At 58.8% G+C, this 15,168-nt stretch carries 14 protein-coding genes; 3 read left to right on the top strand and 11 right to left on the bottom strand.

Going from position 1 to position 15,168, the window contains the following annotated elements; all coding sequences use genetic code 11:
* Nucleotides 1-143 precede the first annotated feature (143 nt).
* From Q672_RS18290 to rnd, 5 genes are read right to left on the bottom strand one after another with little or no spacing between them, the layout of a single operon-like run.
* On the bottom strand, nucleotides 144-587 hold the full coding sequence (locus Q672_RS18290) for an HIT family protein (protein ID WP_022983843.1): 444 nt from the start codon (nucleotides 585-587) through the stop codon (nucleotides 144-146).
* Nucleotides 588-589: 2 nt separating this feature from the next.
* A complete protein-coding gene (locus Q672_RS18295) occupies nucleotides 590-925 on the bottom strand; it encodes a hypothetical protein (protein ID WP_022983844.1) in 336 nt (111 codons plus the stop codon).
* A gap of 30 nt (nucleotides 926-955) precedes the next feature.
* Nucleotides 956-1,408, bottom strand: coding sequence for a YcgN family cysteine cluster protein (locus tag Q672_RS18300; RefSeq protein WP_022983845.1), 453 nt, complete (start codon nucleotides 1,406-1,408; stop codon nucleotides 956-958).
* The gene (locus Q672_RS18305) at nucleotides 1,401-1,706 is read right to left on the bottom strand and encodes a YcgL domain-containing protein (protein WP_022983846.1); all 306 of its coding nucleotides are present in this window, start codon (nucleotides 1,704-1,706) and stop codon (nucleotides 1,401-1,403) included. Before Q672_RS18305 ends, Q672_RS18300 begins: the two co-directional genes overlap by 8 nt.
* The gene (gene rnd, locus Q672_RS18310; RefSeq protein ID WP_022983847.1) at nucleotides 1,706-2,779 is read right to left on the bottom strand and encodes a ribonuclease D; all 1,074 of its coding nucleotides are present in this window, start codon (nucleotides 2,777-2,779) and stop codon (nucleotides 1,706-1,708) included. Before rnd ends, Q672_RS18305 begins: the two co-directional genes overlap by 1 nt.
* Nucleotides 2,780-2,891: 112 nt before the next feature.
* On the opposite strand from rnd, the gene gpmA reads away from it, so the two are divergent.
* The gene (gpmA, locus tag Q672_RS18315; RefSeq protein ID WP_022983848.1) at nucleotides 2,892-3,638 is read left to right on the top strand and encodes a 2,3-diphosphoglycerate-dependent phosphoglycerate mutase; all 747 of its coding nucleotides are present in this window, start codon (nucleotides 2,892-2,894) and stop codon (nucleotides 3,636-3,638) included.
* Between the two features lie 140 nt (nucleotides 3,639-3,778).
* Here the strand turns inward: gpmA and Q672_RS18320 are convergent, their stop codons facing one another.
* From Q672_RS18320 to Q672_RS18345, 6 genes are read right to left on the bottom strand one after another with little or no spacing between them, the layout of a single operon-like run.
* Nucleotides 3,779-7,063 (bottom strand): efflux RND transporter permease subunit, encoded by a 3,285-nt coding sequence (locus Q672_RS18320; protein ID WP_022983849.1) that lies wholly within the window; start codon nucleotides 7,061-7,063, stop codon nucleotides 3,779-3,781.
* Nucleotides 7,060-8,217 (bottom strand): efflux RND transporter periplasmic adaptor subunit, encoded by a 1,158-nt coding sequence (locus Q672_RS18325; RefSeq protein ID WP_022983850.1) that lies wholly within the window; start codon nucleotides 8,215-8,217, stop codon nucleotides 7,060-7,062. Before Q672_RS18325 ends, Q672_RS18320 begins: the two co-directional genes overlap by 4 nt.
* Nucleotides 8,214-9,170, bottom strand: a complete 957-nt coding sequence (locus Q672_RS18330; protein WP_022983851.1) for a hypothetical protein — start codon at nucleotides 9,168-9,170, stop codon at nucleotides 8,214-8,216. The genes Q672_RS18325 and Q672_RS18330 overlap by 4 nt, the downstream gene beginning before the upstream one ends.
* The gene (locus Q672_RS18335) at nucleotides 9,167-10,261 is read right to left on the bottom strand and encodes a GNAT family N-acetyltransferase (RefSeq protein ID WP_022983852.1); all 1,095 of its coding nucleotides are present in this window, start codon (nucleotides 10,259-10,261) and stop codon (nucleotides 9,167-9,169) included. The genes Q672_RS18330 and Q672_RS18335 overlap by 4 nt, the downstream gene beginning before the upstream one ends.
* Nucleotides 10,261-11,883, bottom strand: a complete 1,623-nt coding sequence (locus tag Q672_RS18340) for a GH3 family domain-containing protein (RefSeq protein WP_022983853.1) — start codon at nucleotides 11,881-11,883, stop codon at nucleotides 10,261-10,263. Before Q672_RS18340 ends, Q672_RS18335 begins: the two co-directional genes overlap by 1 nt.
* 17 nt (nucleotides 11,884-11,900) lie before the next feature.
* The gene (locus Q672_RS18345; RefSeq protein ID WP_235047174.1) at nucleotides 11,901-12,677 is read right to left on the bottom strand and encodes a hypothetical protein; all 777 of its coding nucleotides are present in this window, start codon (nucleotides 12,675-12,677) and stop codon (nucleotides 11,901-11,903) included.
* Nucleotides 12,678-12,901: 224 nt separating this feature from the next.
* Between Q672_RS18345 and Q672_RS18350 the strand changes: the two genes are divergently transcribed.
* Together Q672_RS18350 and Q672_RS18355 are read left to right on the top strand one after the other, a co-directional pair.
* Nucleotides 12,902-13,915 carry a helix-turn-helix domain-containing protein gene (locus tag Q672_RS18350; RefSeq protein ID WP_031225781.1) on the top strand — a complete coding sequence of 338 codons (1,014 nt, stop codon included), beginning with the start codon at nucleotides 12,902-12,904 and terminating at the stop codon, nucleotides 13,913-13,915.
* A gap of 139 nt (nucleotides 13,916-14,054) precedes the next feature.
* Complete coding sequence (locus Q672_RS18355; RefSeq protein WP_022983856.1) at nucleotides 14,055-15,044, top strand: putative solute-binding protein; 990 nt, start codon at nucleotides 14,055-14,057, stop codon at nucleotides 15,042-15,044.
* The last annotated feature ends 124 nt before the right edge of the window (nucleotides 15,045-15,168 follow it).

Consider the following 15,168-nt stretch of genomic DNA (forward strand, 5'->3'; position numbering starts at 1 on the left):
TGACGAGCATAAAGGCGCGGCTTGGAGCGCCCATCTGCTGCGCCTTGCCTCTAGGAAAGGGAACCACCCTTACCGTCGAGACAAGACACAACAGCTGCACGCTCCAGGCCACGCTCAGCGTGCAAGGCGTTATTCGGAGACACCTAGGGAAAATGCTCTGCCAGCAGGCCAGCCAAGCGATCCAGTTTCTGGCGACGTTTGGCCATGCCGAAAATATTGACCAGCCGGGTGGCCCAGGTGAATGCCGTTGCCAGAGTATCCCCACCCCGCCGGGGTATCACATGCAGATGCACATGGGGAACATGCTGATTGGCTTCCCGGCCATCATTGATGACCAGATTATGGGCCCGCACGGGCAAGCCAGCGCGTTTCTGGGCGCGAATCGTGCGCCGCGCCAGATCCATCAGATGGTAAGACATGGCGTCATCGAGCTGCTCTACCAGTGGCGCATGGGTCTTTGGAATCACCAGACAGTGCCCTTCGCGAACCGGAAACAGATCCAGAATGACCATCGCCTGCTCATCCTCATAGACTACGCTGGCCGGAAGCTTGCCAGCCTGGATCTGACAGAACACACAGTCTTTCATGACTACTGCACCGCAATCTTGCGTCGCTGACGCCAGACTTCCAGGCACGCCACCACCAGCGCCACGGCAAGCATGCCGAGCAAAGGACCGCCCGCGCGCCACAGGCTGATATCTTCCTGGGCGAGACCATCAAACAGGCTGACAACCCAGGCCGGCGCCCATTCATCGTGCTCAGGCGACACAGACCAGGGCGTCACCAGCAAGGCCGCCAGCACGATGCGTAACGGCACCTTGGCCCACACGGCTAACGGGCGGGTCAACCACCACCAGACAAACAGAACACCGGCACAGCCAAGAAGGTAGGCAAACCAGCCCCACAGATATGCATTCGTTGTCACAACGACTCCTGACGACTTTCGGGCAGCACGTTAGTCTACCCAGTGAATAATATGGTCTTCCCAATTGTCTTCGGGTACAAGCTGCTCAGACACTACCTTGCCGGCCACGCTGATCCCTGCCTTGGCGACACTGGCGCGATCACCACTCAGTAGCGGATGCCATTCTGCCAGAGGCTGGCCCAGGGCGCGCAAGCGATAGGCACAGGTTGACGGCAACCAGTCCGTATTGCGGGCAATGTTTTCGGTAACCCGGATACAGTCTGGCACCTTGCTGAAACGGTTGCTGTAAACCCGGCACTGGCATCGTCCGGCATCGAGATACCGGCACGCCAGATTGGTGAACACCAGCTCTTCGGTGTCTTCATCCTGCAATTTGACCAGACAGCACCGCCCGCAACCGTCGCACAGGGCTTCCCACTCCGGCGCCGACAGCTCCGCCAGAGGCAATTCCCAGAAACGGTCACGCAACCCGGCGTCAGGCATCCAGCCCCCGGGGCCGATCCGGGTGCCCCTCGGCCAGATACAGGTCTTCATCTGGCGGCGGAGGCATTTGCAGGTAAAAGCCCTGCTCGCGGATCTTGTCCATCACCTGTTGCACATCAGCACGGGCCAGCGGCCGGTCCGGGGAGAGAATCATGTCGTTAACATGGATCGGCGCACCAAACTGCTGCAGCAGTACTTCCGGCAGATCCTTGAGACCTTTCTGGCGGTCGACAAACAGGTACATCCCGGTCTTCTTGCGGGTCTTGTAGATCGAGCAAAACAACTTGCCCTGCAACATCAGAGTAACTCCAGCAACGGCTTGGTAATAATGTCCTCGCGCCAGCCCGTGAGGGGCTCCGGGACGCGCTCCGGGTGACGGATCAGTGCCTCCAGCCATCGTCGGCGCATCAACACATCCGGCTTCAGCCCCACCTGTTCGGCCACCTGCCCCACTTTGCCACGCAGGGTCTTGGCCAGCTTTTTCTCGCGGGCATCCGGCGGCCCGGGCAGCGGTGGGGGCGGCGTCACGGTGCGCCCCTCTTCCAGCAGGGCCAGCAGGGCTTCGCCATCCCGGCGGATGCATTTCGGGTGCAGCCCCACGTCCGCCAGCATCCCCCGGTCGGTGCGATTGGCACGGGCCAGCTCCAATAGCTGGGCATCCTTGATCACGAAGCTCTTGGGCAGGTTGCGCTCGCGGGCCATGCGGTTTCGCCACGGCGCCAGTACTGACAGGGCCGCCCGGGCATGATCCGGCAATAACGCCGCCCCTTTGACACTGCGCCAGGCTTTTTCCGGCTTTTCTTCCTTGCTGGCCTGCGCCAGCAGGCGATCGCACTCTTCCTGCCACCAGGGCAACCGGCCCAGTTCTGCAAGGCGATCATGCAACTGAGCCGCCACCTCCGGCAGGTATTTCACATCATCTTCTGCGTAATGCAGTTGTTCGTCGCTCAGGGGGCGCTTCAGCCAGTTGGTACGGGTGGCGCCTTTCGGCAGCTCAACCCCCATCAGCATCTGGACAATCTTCTGATAGCCCAGCTGCATGTCCTCACCACCAAGGGCTGCAGCGATCTGGGTATCTTCAATGCGGGCGGGATAATGGCCGGTAAAGGCCGCCACCGCCTCCAGATCTTCCGAGCAGGCATGCATCACCAGCGTGTGCGCCTGGAACAATGGTGACAGCGCCTCGGCACTGACCCGGGTGGTATCAATGAGACGGATGCTCTGCCCGTCATGCACCTGAACCAGTGCCAACTGGGGCCAGTAAGTCCGCTCACGCATGAATTCGGTGTCCAGATACACCGGGCTGCCCGGGGCCAGATCGGCCAGCCAGGAGCGAATTGCGTCGTCTGTGTCACACCAGAGATAAGCCATGAAACCGCCTGAAACTGAATTCGCGACGATTATACGACCTGTGGAACTCAATTTCCCGGCGGTTTTCTGCTACGCTTTGCGCCGCACTGAAAACCCGCACAGGAATGACCGAATGAGCACGAAACTGGTACTGGTCCGCCATGGCCAGAGCGTTTGGAACAAGGAAAACCGCTTTACCGGCTGGAAAGACGTGGATCTGACCGAGCAAGGCCGTGAGGAAGCCCGTACCGCTGGCGAGCTGCTGAAGGAAGCCGGCTTCGAATTCGACGTCGCCTACACCTCCGTGCTCAAGCGCGCTATCCGCACACTGTGGACCATCATGGACACCATGGACCAGATGTGGATCCCGGTCATCCGTGACTACCGCCTCAACGAGCGTCACTACGGCGCCCTGCAGGGCCTGAACAAGGCGGAAACCGCGGCCAAGTACGGTGATGACCAGGTGCATATCTGGCGTCGCAGCTACGACACCCCGCCGCCGAAGATGGAGCGTGATGACGAGCGTTACGCTGGCAACTTCCGTGTCTATCAAGGCCTCAACGAAGAGCAGATTCCGTTGTCCGAAAGCCTCAAGGACACCGTCGACCGCTTCGTGCCCTACTTCGAAAGTGAGATCAAACCGCAAATCGAAGCGGGCAAGCAGGTACTGATCTGCGCCCACGGCAACAGCCTGCGCGCATTGGTGAAGTATCTCGGCGACATCTCCGACGAGGAAATCGTCAAGCTCAACATCCCTACCGGGGTACCCATGGTCTACGAGCTGGACGACAACCTGAAAGCCGTGAAGAACTACTACCTGGGCGACGCCGAGGCAGTGGCAGCAGCGGCGGAAGCAGTTGCCAACCAGGGCAAGGCATAACAGTTAGCATTGCCTCATCGCAAAAAGCCCGCCCCGGGAAGCCGGGGCGGGCTTTTTTGTGGACATCTATCCCTGGCTACCCGAAACGCATTTCACGTTGCGAAAAATAGCCCAATCCGGCTTTCCGCCACAGAACCGCCTCAAGTCTGCCCGTGCTGAGGCGTCTCGCTTTCACTTCCGTGATCCTGATGTCCGGCCTCCCAGGCAGAACGCAGCACCGGGTCATGATAGGGATTACTGGCGCCCCACCAGGCGGTGAGCTGCCCCCGTTCATAGGCCACCTCCACCGTATCCGCTTCCGATGCCACCGGAGCCTGCCAGCGTGCCATCCAGCGACGCACGGCCACGCGCGCATCATGGCCAATCACTAACAGGCACGGGACCAGCAACAGGCTGACCAGCGTGGCGAACAGCACGCCAAATGCCAACGCCACTGCCATGGGGATCAGAAAGCGGGCCTGCACACTGGTTTCCAGCATCAGTGGCGCGACACCGGCAAACGTGGTGATGGACGTCAACATCACCGGCCGTAAACGGCCACTGACGCCTTCCACCACCGCATCACGCAGTCCCTTGCCCTTTGCCTTGAGCTCATTAATGGCATCAATCAGCACGAGATTGTCGTTGACCACGACCCCGCTCACCGCAATCACGCCCACCAGCGACCACAGGGTAAGGCTGTAACCCAGCAGAAAATGCCCCAGGAAAGCCCCGACCATGCCAAACGGAATCGCTGCCATCACCAGCAGGGGCTGGCCGTAACCGCCAAACAGCACGGTCAGGAGAAAGAAAATCGCCGCCAGGGCAATGACATAACTGATCGACAAATGGTCCAGAAAATCTTTCACCGCCGCCTGTTTGCCTGCCACGGTCCAACCCGCCGCACTGTCGTTAGCCATCATCGGGTCGAGCAAGTTGCCTCTCAGGCGTTGCATGACCAACGCCGGAGAGGTGGTGTGCTCATCGACAAACGCACTGACAGTGGCACTGCGGCGCCCATCGTAGTGACTGATCATGGCCGGCGCCTGACGACGGGACAGGTCTGCCACAGCAGCCAACACCGTCATATCGCCACCGGGCATCTGCACCGGCAGTTTTTCCAGGTCCACCAGATGGCGGCTGTCTGGCTGGGCAAGCCTCAACATGACCGGGACTTCCTGATCCTGTTCAAACCAGCGATCCAGCTCAATCCCGTGAAAGGCATTACGCACCTGCTTGCCGACTTCTTCTGCACGCAAGCCGGCCTGCTTTCCTGCCTCGTTCAGAGAAATATCCACGATAGTGCGCTTGGCATGAAGGTTATTGGCGACCTCGTGCACCCCCTCCATACGGGCCAGCGCCAGCGCCGCCTGTTCACTCATTTGCTGGAGGGTGGCCAGATCCGGATGGAACAGATTGATATGGATATCCGGTTTGACCTGCATCAGGCTGGCATGGAATTTCACCGACAAGGCATCCGGTATCGCCCCATGGGCATCACGCCATCGGGCGGCCAGTTCCCGCGGCGTCAGCGCGCCAGTATCCCCGCTGATTGCCAGGGTGACCCTGACCCGAAAACGGGCGCCAGGATCACGGGCATTGGACGTTTTCTGGCGTACCCCCTGCTCGGCGAACACCGCATCTATGCTCACCGGAGCACTGGCGTCGTTCAGCCCCTTCCCCAGTTCACGGGCCGAAGATTCCAGCGACTGCACTTCACGAAACAGACGGGCATCGCCGGTGCCTTGCGGAAACACCACTTCGGCCATGACCCGATCACCTTCCACTCGCGAGAACAGCACCATGGTAAGCCAACCGCTGTTCACCAACGCGCAGCAAAACAGGAACAGCCCAACAAACACCACCACCAACACATAGCGCCAATGCAGCGCTTGTCGCAGCAATGGACGAGCACGGACATCCAGCCACCGTTCCAGGCCAGCATTGATACGGTTAGCCAGTACCTCCGACTTCAACCAGATCCCCCGGGGAGCGCGGCTATGACTAAGGTGCGCCGGCAAAATCCATAGCGATTCCACCAGTGACAACACCAGAATGGCAATGGAGACCACCGGGATCACCCGCATCAAGGCCCCTTCCGGCCCGGGCAGGAACAACAAAGGAGCAAAGGCAAACAAGGTCGTCAGCACGGCAAACAACAGCGGTTTGGCCACGCGCTGCGCCCCGCTGATGGCGGCCTGGGAAGGCGTCATCCCCTGGCGCCGCTGATGGTCAATGCTTTCACCGACAATCACCGCGTCATCCACCACGATGCCGAGCACCAGAATAAAAGCGAACAGGGAAATCGTGTTGAAAGATTCCCCCAATAACGGCAACAGGGCACAGGCCCCGAGCATACAAACCGGGATGCCCAATGCCACCCAACCTGCCAGCCTCAGGGTCAGGAAAATTGCCAGCACGACCGTTAGCAACACCAACCCTTGCAGAGCATTGCGCCACAACAGATTGGAGCGCTCCTGGAATTGACGGGCATCGTCACTCCAGATTCTTACGCTGACCCCCTGGGGCAAGTCCGTGTCATGCATCCACTGCTTCACGGCATCGGCCACCGCAAGCACATTCTGGTCGCCAACCCGGTACACATCCAGAGCTACCGCTGGCTGGCCGTCCAGCCATGCCGCCTGGTTATCCCTCGAGAAACCGTCTTCCACATGGGCGACTTGCCCCAGCCGCAACAAATCCCCCTGATCCGACTGGCGAATCACCAAGGCTTCGTAGGCCTGGGCATCGCCCGGCTGTTGTCCAGTCTGTAGCAGCCAGTCGCCACGCTCGCTACGTAGCAACCCTCCCGCCACCCTCTGGACATTCTGCGACGCCGCCACGGCCATCCCTTCCAGGGTCAACTGATAGCGATAGAGATCATCACGAGAGACCTGCAAGGCCATTTCCCGTTCGGGAAGGTTCTCGATATCCACACTGGAAATCGCGTCATGGTTGAGCAATTGGCGCCGGGCCTGCTGGGCCAGCTGATAAATATCCTTGCGTGACAACGAGCCACTCATCAGCAACCGCACCACCCGGTTGCGCACGATCAGTTCCTGGACACGCGGGCGGTCGGCTCCTTGCGGTAAGCTATCCAGCCCTTCCAGACGGGTGCGAATCTGCTCCAGTACCGTGCGAGTGTCGTGGCCCTCCAACACATCCAGTTGCACGGAGCACAAGCCTTCGCGGGATTCACTGATCAGATCGGTGCCGCCCTCCACATCATCAATGGCGGTTTCCACTGGGGTACAAACGAGAGCTTCCACATTTTCAGGCGTGGCCTGGGGCCAGGCCACGTAAATGCCAATGCGATCCAGCGGGACGTTAGGGAGGGTCTCCTGACGGGTGTGGGGGATGGCTAACACCCCCGCCAGCAGCAGGGTCATCATCAACAGGTTGGCGACCGCCCCATTATTGGCAAACCATGCGATCGCGCGGTTCATTGACGCGTCCCATCCACCGTGGCCAGACCCGCCGGCGGTGGATTGGGATGAATACGCATCCCTTCGAGAAGTTGCAGATCGCCCGCCAGTACCGCCTGAGTGTCGGTCGTCACACCATCATGAACATAGAGGCTCTCGTTATCGTAGTGCAGGATCGCCACAGACTGGCGCCGCAGACGCTTCTCGTCATCCAGTACCCAGATACTGTCTTCACCGGCCTGGGCAGACCGTGGCAGCACGGCCACCGCCGCGGTAGGCGCGCCTCGCAACTCTGCCTGCACCAGCACCCCGGGCTCCAACGGCAGATCCTGTTCAAAATTTGCCACCTGGACGATCAGGTGCATCATTTGATTGCGGTTTAGCCCGCCTTCCCGGCGTACCACCTTGCCCTCCCAATGCCCCTGACGGCCGGCAAATCGTCCACTCAACCGGGCGCTCACCGTATCCAGACTGGCATCATCTCCGGGCACAATGCCCAGCAACGCCAGCCAGTCATCGCGCACCGGCAAGCGCACCTCCACGAGATCTTCCTGATACAGCTGCCCCAGTACCGCCCCTGCTTGCAGGTGCTGCCCGGGCATTACCTGAACCCCTTTCAGGCGACCACTGATCGACGCCACCAGTTCGGTCTGTTCGAGTTGACGCTGGGCCTGACGCAGCCCTGCCTTCGCGGCAGCCAACCGGCTACGGGCTTCATCCATCTGCGGCTCGAAGCGACCCAGCGCCGAGGAACGACTGGAGCCCCCCGCCACCCGGGCGCGAGCCTTGGTCTCTGCCACGTGCAAGCGTGCGGCATGGACGGCATTCTGCTGGGAAACCACTTCCAGTTCGAAAGGCTCAGGATCCAGACGAAGCAACACATCACCCGCCATGACCCGACCGCCATCTGCAAACGCCGGGGACACCTCTTCGACTCGTCCGGAGACTTCCAGACTCAGCGGCAATTCATGTCGCGCCCGCACCATGCCTTGTGTGTGCACGGGGATCACCACGTCGCTCCACTTCACCGACCAGGTATCCAGCGAGAGCACATTGTCTTGCTGCCGGATATCCGGCTGGGCGGGTGGCACCATGTACAACGACACCACCGCAAGAACCATGACCCCGGCAGCCACCAGGGCGACCAGCGTTCGCAAACTGAAAGGTACTTTCATGCATCAGCTCCCAGCCAGTTGATCCAGCGTTGCAGGCACTGTTCGGCCTGGGCATGGCCAGCGCCCAGAGAAGGATGAAGTTTCAGTGCCAGACTCATGCAACCGTTAACCACGGTCACACCATTGGCGACGGGGTGATTGGGACTACCCGGGCCACAGCAGGCAAACACGGTATCCGGTGCCATGCCTGCCGACATAAAATCCATTTGCCATTCGCCCAGACTGGAAAACGATCCACAATGCTGCGGACCGTTCAGCAACCTGCTGCACACCCAGTTCACTCCGCGCTGACCGATCCAGCGCCCAATACGGGCCAGATGCCAGTAGCGCCAGTGCACGTTGGCTTTCAGGTTCTGGCGTATGGTGCGGTCGATGCGCGAAGGGGTGTCGTTTTCGTCCACGGTTAAATAGAACGCGCTGGAGAGATTCATTTCCTGACGGGGAACAGTGACCGCATTGCGCATGTTCACCGGAAAGCACCAGCTGCCAGGCTGCCCTTTCACCAGCAAGGTATCGGAGACTGCACGGTGAAGCGCCAGCAACAGCAAGCTGTTTACCGACACCTTCTGTTGATGCGCACGTTGGTACAGTGCCCGGGTCTGCTGCGGGTTAAGCCACTGCACCAACGGCGCATTGTTCTCGCCATCCGCCACCCCGAAACGCCGCCATTGCAGCTCGGCAGGCTCGCGGGATTCAGCCGGTGACTGCCAGCGCTGCCAGAAGGGCGGCGCCTTGCGTCGCTTTCCCGAGGGCACCATGGGCATTCGCATGCCGACCTCCCGGGCCGCCACCAGAATCCCCGCCACGCCATCATAGTCACGATGTCGCAGGGCCACGGTTCGCCGTTGCCCGGAAGCCGGATCGATGAAGATGAACTCGATGCGGTCATCCACGCCCAGACGCGCCCGGGCGCGATACCACATCCCGATGTAATCGGTTGCTGCAGCACTCACAGTCGCGCCACCTCGACATACCAGGGGCGGTCACTATCCAGTTGCTCACGGGGGTCGCCATCAAAGCTCACCAGAAAATGTTCGCTGAGCAACAATCGCCGGCGGTAACGCGCCGGGACCTTCGCCAACGGATCATTGGCAAAAAAACCGCACACCAGGGCATCAAAACGGCCATGGAAAAAACTCACTGCATGATCGAGTAACAACCGCAACAGTTCCGGGTCATCGTTCTCGACGACCAGACTGTGCAGCGCCAGGTAAGACAGCACGCCACCGGGCGCAGGCAAACGCATACCGCCACGCAACATACTGTGCGAGTTATACAAATGACGCATTAGCCCCATGCCTTTGGCATAACCCAGTACACGGGTCTGCTTGATGGCTTTCTGGTCCCAGAAACCCAACAAGCCTTTCAATTCCCCCTTGACCCACAAGCCCAGAAAATTGCCAGGGCCCATGCCGTAAAAGTAGTCATCGCCACGCACCCGCTGGACATCCCAGTACGGGAAGAACTGTTTTTGCCGGCCCTGACGATTCAGCAGTGTTGCCATCTCTGGCAAATCCACTTCGTTGGTCTGGCGAAGGGTGATATCCGCCGGTAAGCGGGCTTTGCGGGCGCGGGTATAAAGCATGCTGGTTTCAATGGTGCCGGCCGGGTAATACACCGGTAAGCCGGCACGCCCACTGGCGACAGTGGACAGGGACGCCTGGTTATCGTGAAGTACGGTGGTCTGCATCCACTCCCCTTCAGCAAGCTGTTTGCGCAGTTGCCGAAACAGGCGATGCAAAATCATGCCATTACGGTATTCCGGATCGATACGCAGATCGTGGGCATAGCGCACCCGGCGAACCTCGCCATTGATCCACAAGCTCCGCCAACCCACGTTATAAACAGCACTGACCTTGCCGCGGGCATCGCGGGGTTCGGCCACCCACACATCCGGCTGTTCACAGGTCACTTTGGCGCCACGAAAATAATCCGGCTGCCGCTCAAAATTCAGGGTAACGGCGCCTTGCTGGGGCGTGCCTTGCAGCAGGGAGAGAATCGCTTCATTGTCCGCCGCGCGGGCAGGACGAATCTGGTAGCTCATCAGACAGTCTCCTGCTCAGCACCGGATTCACTCGCTGCCCGTGCCAGCCACAAAGGCAAGGCGCCAGGCCAGTGCTGCAGGGACTCCATCTTGATATTGCCCTCGATCATGCCCCGTTGCCGACACTGATGCAGATAACGCTCGCGCATGTTGGCGTGCACGATGCAGCGCACCGGCGCCAGTTGTCCGAGGTTACGGGCCAGCTGGTAATGGAAGTGCTCCTGAAGCGCGGCATCCAGTTGACGCGCCAGCGTCGGGCCATCACAGCCATACCCCTCGAGCAGCAGCAAGTAGCCTGGCTTACCCTCACCGGCATCTTCCACACCCACGGTACACACCGGGGTCGCCGTCGGCGGCAGCGCAAGACCGGCAATGGCTGATTCCACCACCGGAGCCGTCAGCTTCTCTCCTACCAGGTCGGTTGTGCCCGCCCGTCCAAGGAAGGTCAGCACCGGTACGCCCTGGCTCAACGCCTCCACCTTGACCAGGTCTTTCAGCCGATAGCGCAGCAACCCACTGCCCGTGCTCAGCAGCGGCATCACCTGCTGACCCGGCTCCAGCTCCCAGGGCGCATAAATACAGCCATCCTCCGGGTCCTGGAATTCGTACACATGGCTTCGATAAGCCAGTGTGTGCTGGCCCTGATAAGGAATCGTCACCACCCCTTCGGTGGCCCACAAGCCCTTGCCCTGAAACGCCGCCTGGGGAAGGAGTCCGTGAAGCTGCCTGGCCCAGGGCGCAGAAGCCGCCGTGTCCCAGGCACTGACCAACGCCAGTCGCGGCCATAGCGCCATGAAAAAGTCAGCCCCAAGGCGGCCATCCCATTGCCTCAGCAAACTGGCTGCGCGGTGAGAAACCGGACACCCGGCCCCCTCCACGCCCAACATGCGAGTGCCCCACTTCCCGGTAGCAAGCACCTCGGCCAGCTCCTCACGCCACTGGGCCATGGCCTTGAGCATGCCCAGACCAAAAGTCGGGCTCCAGATGGACATCATGGAAAGCGACTCATCCGCCGCCAGATAAGCCAGTGTCGAGAACAACGAATCGTCAGAGGTGCGCGCCAGCGATACCTCTTGCGGTACCGACTGTGTTGCCCCTGCCAGCAGACGTTTGCCCAGCGACATCAACTGCAGGTCATCGTTGATCTCATCGCTCATGGACTCGCGCAGTGCGGTGGGCACCCAGGACATGGACCAATAATGGCGGCCACGCTTGAGACCCGGAAACTGACGATAGAGGTCTACCACCCATGGACTGATGGCGTTGTCCAGTTCTGCCAGGAACTGGCGGGTGTAGGGTACCCATTTGATGGCTGAGGTGGAGCCACTGGTAGGCTGATAACGACTGACCGGCGAGGTCGTGAGCCCTGCCCCCCCCTGGAGACGGCTATGCTCGATAGCCTCACGCCAATGGTCGTAATCGGTTACAGGCTGACGGGCAGCAAACTGCTCCCAGCGCATATCCGCCTGCAACGTTCCATCGGCGTGATGCGCAGAAGCACAAACCTGTTTCAGCAGTGCCGCCAGATTATGACGTTGCACCTGTTCCAGGTTCTCACGGGAATGGGCGAAACGCCGCTCGCCGGGCCAGGTGGCCAGCTTGAGCAGTTGATGTCCGAGCATGGGAGCCCCCGTTTTTTCTAATTATTGGCCGGGACCGCAGAGATCGTTTCGCTGGTTTTGCGGCGCAGTTTTTTCCACAACATAAACGGGTAATGCAAAATCAGGGAATAGCTGACTTCACCGATACAAGGCAACTCCGTTCCCCGTTCCCAGGTCGGGTTACGCTGCTCAAAAAAATTGATTTTTACGTTGCGCTGGCGCATGTCATCGGTGATCCCTGCCACGTCGGATTTGAGGTGGGTGTAACCATCACCAAAATCGAGAATTTTCTTTTCGGCACGATAATAATCGCTAAAAAGGCGCTCACAATAATTATCCACCAACCCTTCCAGTTTCTCGCAGTGACGCTCCGGACTTGGATAATAGTTGTGGAAATTATTTGCCATCAGCAAATAGGTTTTGTATCCCTTGGAAATCAGCAACCAGAACAACGGTTGAAAAGGATGGCGAAGTTTTTCGCGAATCATGCGGAAGAAAAAGGCAACATGCAGCGCCTTGTTACCCCAGTATTCCTTTTCGAGAATCGTGTCACCACTGAACACCCCCTTCACCACGCGGTTGCCCGCTTTCATGTGCAAGGTCTTCATGGTCGAAAAACCTACCACGCGCTTGGTAGAGCGATCTTCCACCAAAAACACGCCATTTTTTTCTCCCAAATCCTGGCAAAACAGTTCCAAGCTTATATTTTCGTAGTACCCAGAATATATCTCATACATTCTTCTCACTACTGGAACTGATACTTTAGAAATAGGTACATAACGTGCCTTAAGACAAGCAGCCTTTTCCCTTTTCATTTTCTCGCTCCATGTTTATTTTTATGCGATAAAAGCGGCCGACATCATGGCCATCTATGGTCAATGGCTTAATAGTTAAAGCGGCCAGTTTTTTGTTAAAAAAGGCAAACCTCCTTTTTGCTTTTTGTTAAAATCGACATAGTGAGACCCGGTTCTCACCTATAACAACAACAGGTTCCAGGGAGTCTCCACAAAACTCCCAGGTAAAAAAGTCGGGTAAAAAAATGAAGAACAATGGAATGGCTCTCGACGTTCCGCTGATTTCCGTTCGTTATGCCCGCCGGTATTTACGGTTTGTCCAGAAACGCGGAATTAATGGAACGATCGTGCTCGAAAATGCCGGAATTGAGTCCGCCATCCTTGAAAACCCTGATGCCTACCTTTCGGTTAAACAGATTTGTCAGTTACTGGGTCAGGGCGAAAAACTGCTGGATGATGTGACCTCCAGCTTTCGCTTTGGACAGGAACTGGATTTGCAAGGACACGGCCTGTTCGGTTTTGCCTTGCTCGGCCAGCAGGATTTTCGCAAGCTGGTGAACATGGTAGTGCAATACCTGCGTGTATCCCTGCCCTTGATGGACATGGAAATCCACTGCTCCGGGGACCTGATTTCCATCCGTCTGCACGACAACTGGGATTTCGGAGAGCTCAAACCCACCATCGCCAATATCTATATGGGCAGCATCCATGCCCTTGCGTCATTGGTATGCCGCCGCTTCACTTTCGAGTTCGACTTCCCGTGCCCGGGCAAATCCCTAGGCTGGCAGCAACTGGCCAACGATGTGGCTGTGCGCTTCAACTGTCCGGCCAACCGTGTACTGATGCCCCTGTCCGGTCGCCAGATCCGCGACGACGATGCCAGCGTCGCAGGCTACCTGGCTGCCGCCCGCTCCCGGGAAGACCTCGAAAAAACCGACAGCCTGCGCGTTGCCACTCTGGTACGTCAGGAAATCATGCGTGAGCCCGGTCGCAACAGCAGCCTGGAACGTATCGCCCAGAAACTGGGAATGAGTCCCCGCTCTGTCCGCCGACACCTGGGGCTCGCCGATCAGGCCTTCAGCGCCATACGTAATGAAGTTCGCGAGACCTTTGCCACTCGCTATCTGGAAGAAACCGACATGCCGCTGGAAAAAATTGCCGAGCACCTTGGCTACAGCGACCAGGCCAGTTTCAGTAAAGCCTACCGGAGCTGGACGGGCCATACCCCCGGCGAAATACGCAGGTCAAGGCGTAGCTGAAAGGTTCCCTGACCGGATTGACCCAAATGCTCCATAATCTGACGCAAGGGGTTTTTCCTTTCCTTCTGCTAATCTCTAGTATCGAAACCAGCCGCTGCGCATCAGCAGACATACCAGTAATAACAAGCAGGAAATACTGATGAAGAAACTGTTCACCTCCCTTGTGGCCGCCTGTGCCCTGACACTGCCTTTCTCCGCCCAGGCCGCCACCAAGACCAAGATCTGTGTTTTCGATATCGTCGGCAATGTGGGGCCCATGATGGGTGCCATGAAAGACTGGCAGGCCGCCGCTCTGGGCTGGGGCCTGGAAGCCGAACTGATTCCTTACACCAATGAAGCTATCGCCGCCGAAGACCTGAAGGCGGGGGTATGTGAAGCCGCTCTGATCACCGGTATCCGCGGCCGCGGTTTCAACAAGTTTTCCGGTACAGTGGACTCCATCGGCGCCATCCCGACCATGGATCACATGCGTCTGGTGCTGCAGGTGCTGTCTCACCCGCAAAGCGCCGGCAAACTCTCACAGGGCTCCTATCAGGTGATGGGTATCGCCCCGGCAGGTGCTGCCTATGTCTTCGTTAACGACAAGGAAGTGAATACCCTGGCCAAGGCAGCGGGCAAGCGCGTAGCGGTACTCGAATATGACGAAACCCAGGCCAAGCTGGTCTCAAAGGTGGGCGCGACCCCGGTGGCATCGGACATCACCAACTTCTCCACCAAGTTCAACAATGGCGTGGTCGACGTAATCGCAGCACCGCTGGCGGCCTACGAGGCACTGGAGTTGTACAAGGGGCTGTCTCCGGATGGCGGTATCATTAACTACCCGCTGGTTCAGCTCACCATCCAGCTGATTGCCAAGAAAGAGGCCTTCCCGGCAGAAACTGCCCAGAAATCCCGCGAGTATTTCTACAACAACCTGGACCGCATCCTGGATCAGCTGAAGAAAGAAGAATCCAAGGTCGATCAGCGCTGGTGGGTAGAGATTCCGGATGCCGACAAACAGGAATACGAAGTGCTGATGCAGGAAGCCCGCGACCAGCTGCGTACCGAAGGCTACTATGACCCGACCATGCTCGACATGCTGCGCAAGGTTCGCTGCAAGCTGGATCAGAGCCGTGCCGAGTGTACCTGAGAAGGCCAGTTGAAAGTTAAAAGTTGAAACGCGGGCAACGTTAACCTTGTCCGTAAGCAACGAGGCCGCGCCCAGGGTTTGGACGCGGCCTCGTTGATTTCAGTCACTGACAAGCTTCAATCGC

It is taken from the genome of Alcanivorax sp. P2S70 (assembly GCF_000475295.1).
In the GTDB taxonomy this organism is placed as follows: domain Bacteria; phylum Pseudomonadota; class Gammaproteobacteria; order Pseudomonadales; family Alcanivoracaceae; genus Alcanivorax; species Alcanivorax profundi.

Bases quoted from the DNA above. Each gene is read 5' to 3' on its own strand.
- Q672_RS18340 (WP_022983853.1), bottom strand. From the start codon at position 11,883: ATGCTCGGACATCAACTGCTCAAGCTGGCCACCTGGCCCGGCGAGCGG.
- Q672_RS18320 (WP_022983849.1), bottom strand. From the start codon at position 7,063: ATGAACCGCGCGATCGCATGGTTTGCCAATAATGGGGCGGTCGCCAAC.
- Q672_RS18345 (WP_235047174.1), bottom strand. From the start codon at position 12,677: ATGAAAAGGGAAAAGGCTGCTTGTCTTAAGGCACGTTATGTACCTATT.
- Q672_RS18350 (WP_031225781.1), top strand. From the start codon at position 12,902: ATGAAGAACAATGGAATGGCTCTCGACGTTCCGCTGATTTCCGTTCGT.
- Q672_RS18325 (WP_022983850.1), bottom strand. From the start codon at position 8,217: ATGAAAGTACCTTTCAGTTTGCGAACGCTGGTCGCCCTGGTGGCTGCC.
- Q672_RS18305 (WP_022983846.1), bottom strand. From the start codon at position 1,706: ATGTTGCAGGGCAAGTTGTTTTGCTCGATCTACAAGACCCGCAAGAAG.
- rnd (WP_022983847.1), bottom strand. From the start codon at position 2,779: ATGGCTTATCTCTGGTGTGACACAGACGACGCAATTCGCTCCTGGCTG.
- Q672_RS18290 (WP_022983843.1), bottom strand. From the start codon at position 587: ATGAAAGACTGTGTGTTCTGTCAGATCCAGGCTGGCAAGCTTCCGGCC.
- gpmA (WP_022983848.1), top strand. From the start codon at position 2,892: ATGAGCACGAAACTGGTACTGGTCCGCCATGGCCAGAGCGTTTGGAAC.
- Q672_RS18335 (WP_022983852.1), bottom strand. From the start codon at position 10,261: ATGAGCTACCAGATTCGTCCTGCCCGCGCGGCGGACAATGAAGCGATT.
- Q672_RS18300 (WP_022983845.1), bottom strand. From the start codon at position 1,408: ATGCCTGACGCCGGGTTGCGTGACCGTTTCTGGGAATTGCCTCTGGCG.
- Q672_RS18355 (WP_022983856.1), top strand. From the start codon at position 14,055: ATGAAGAAACTGTTCACCTCCCTTGTGGCCGCCTGTGCCCTGACACTG.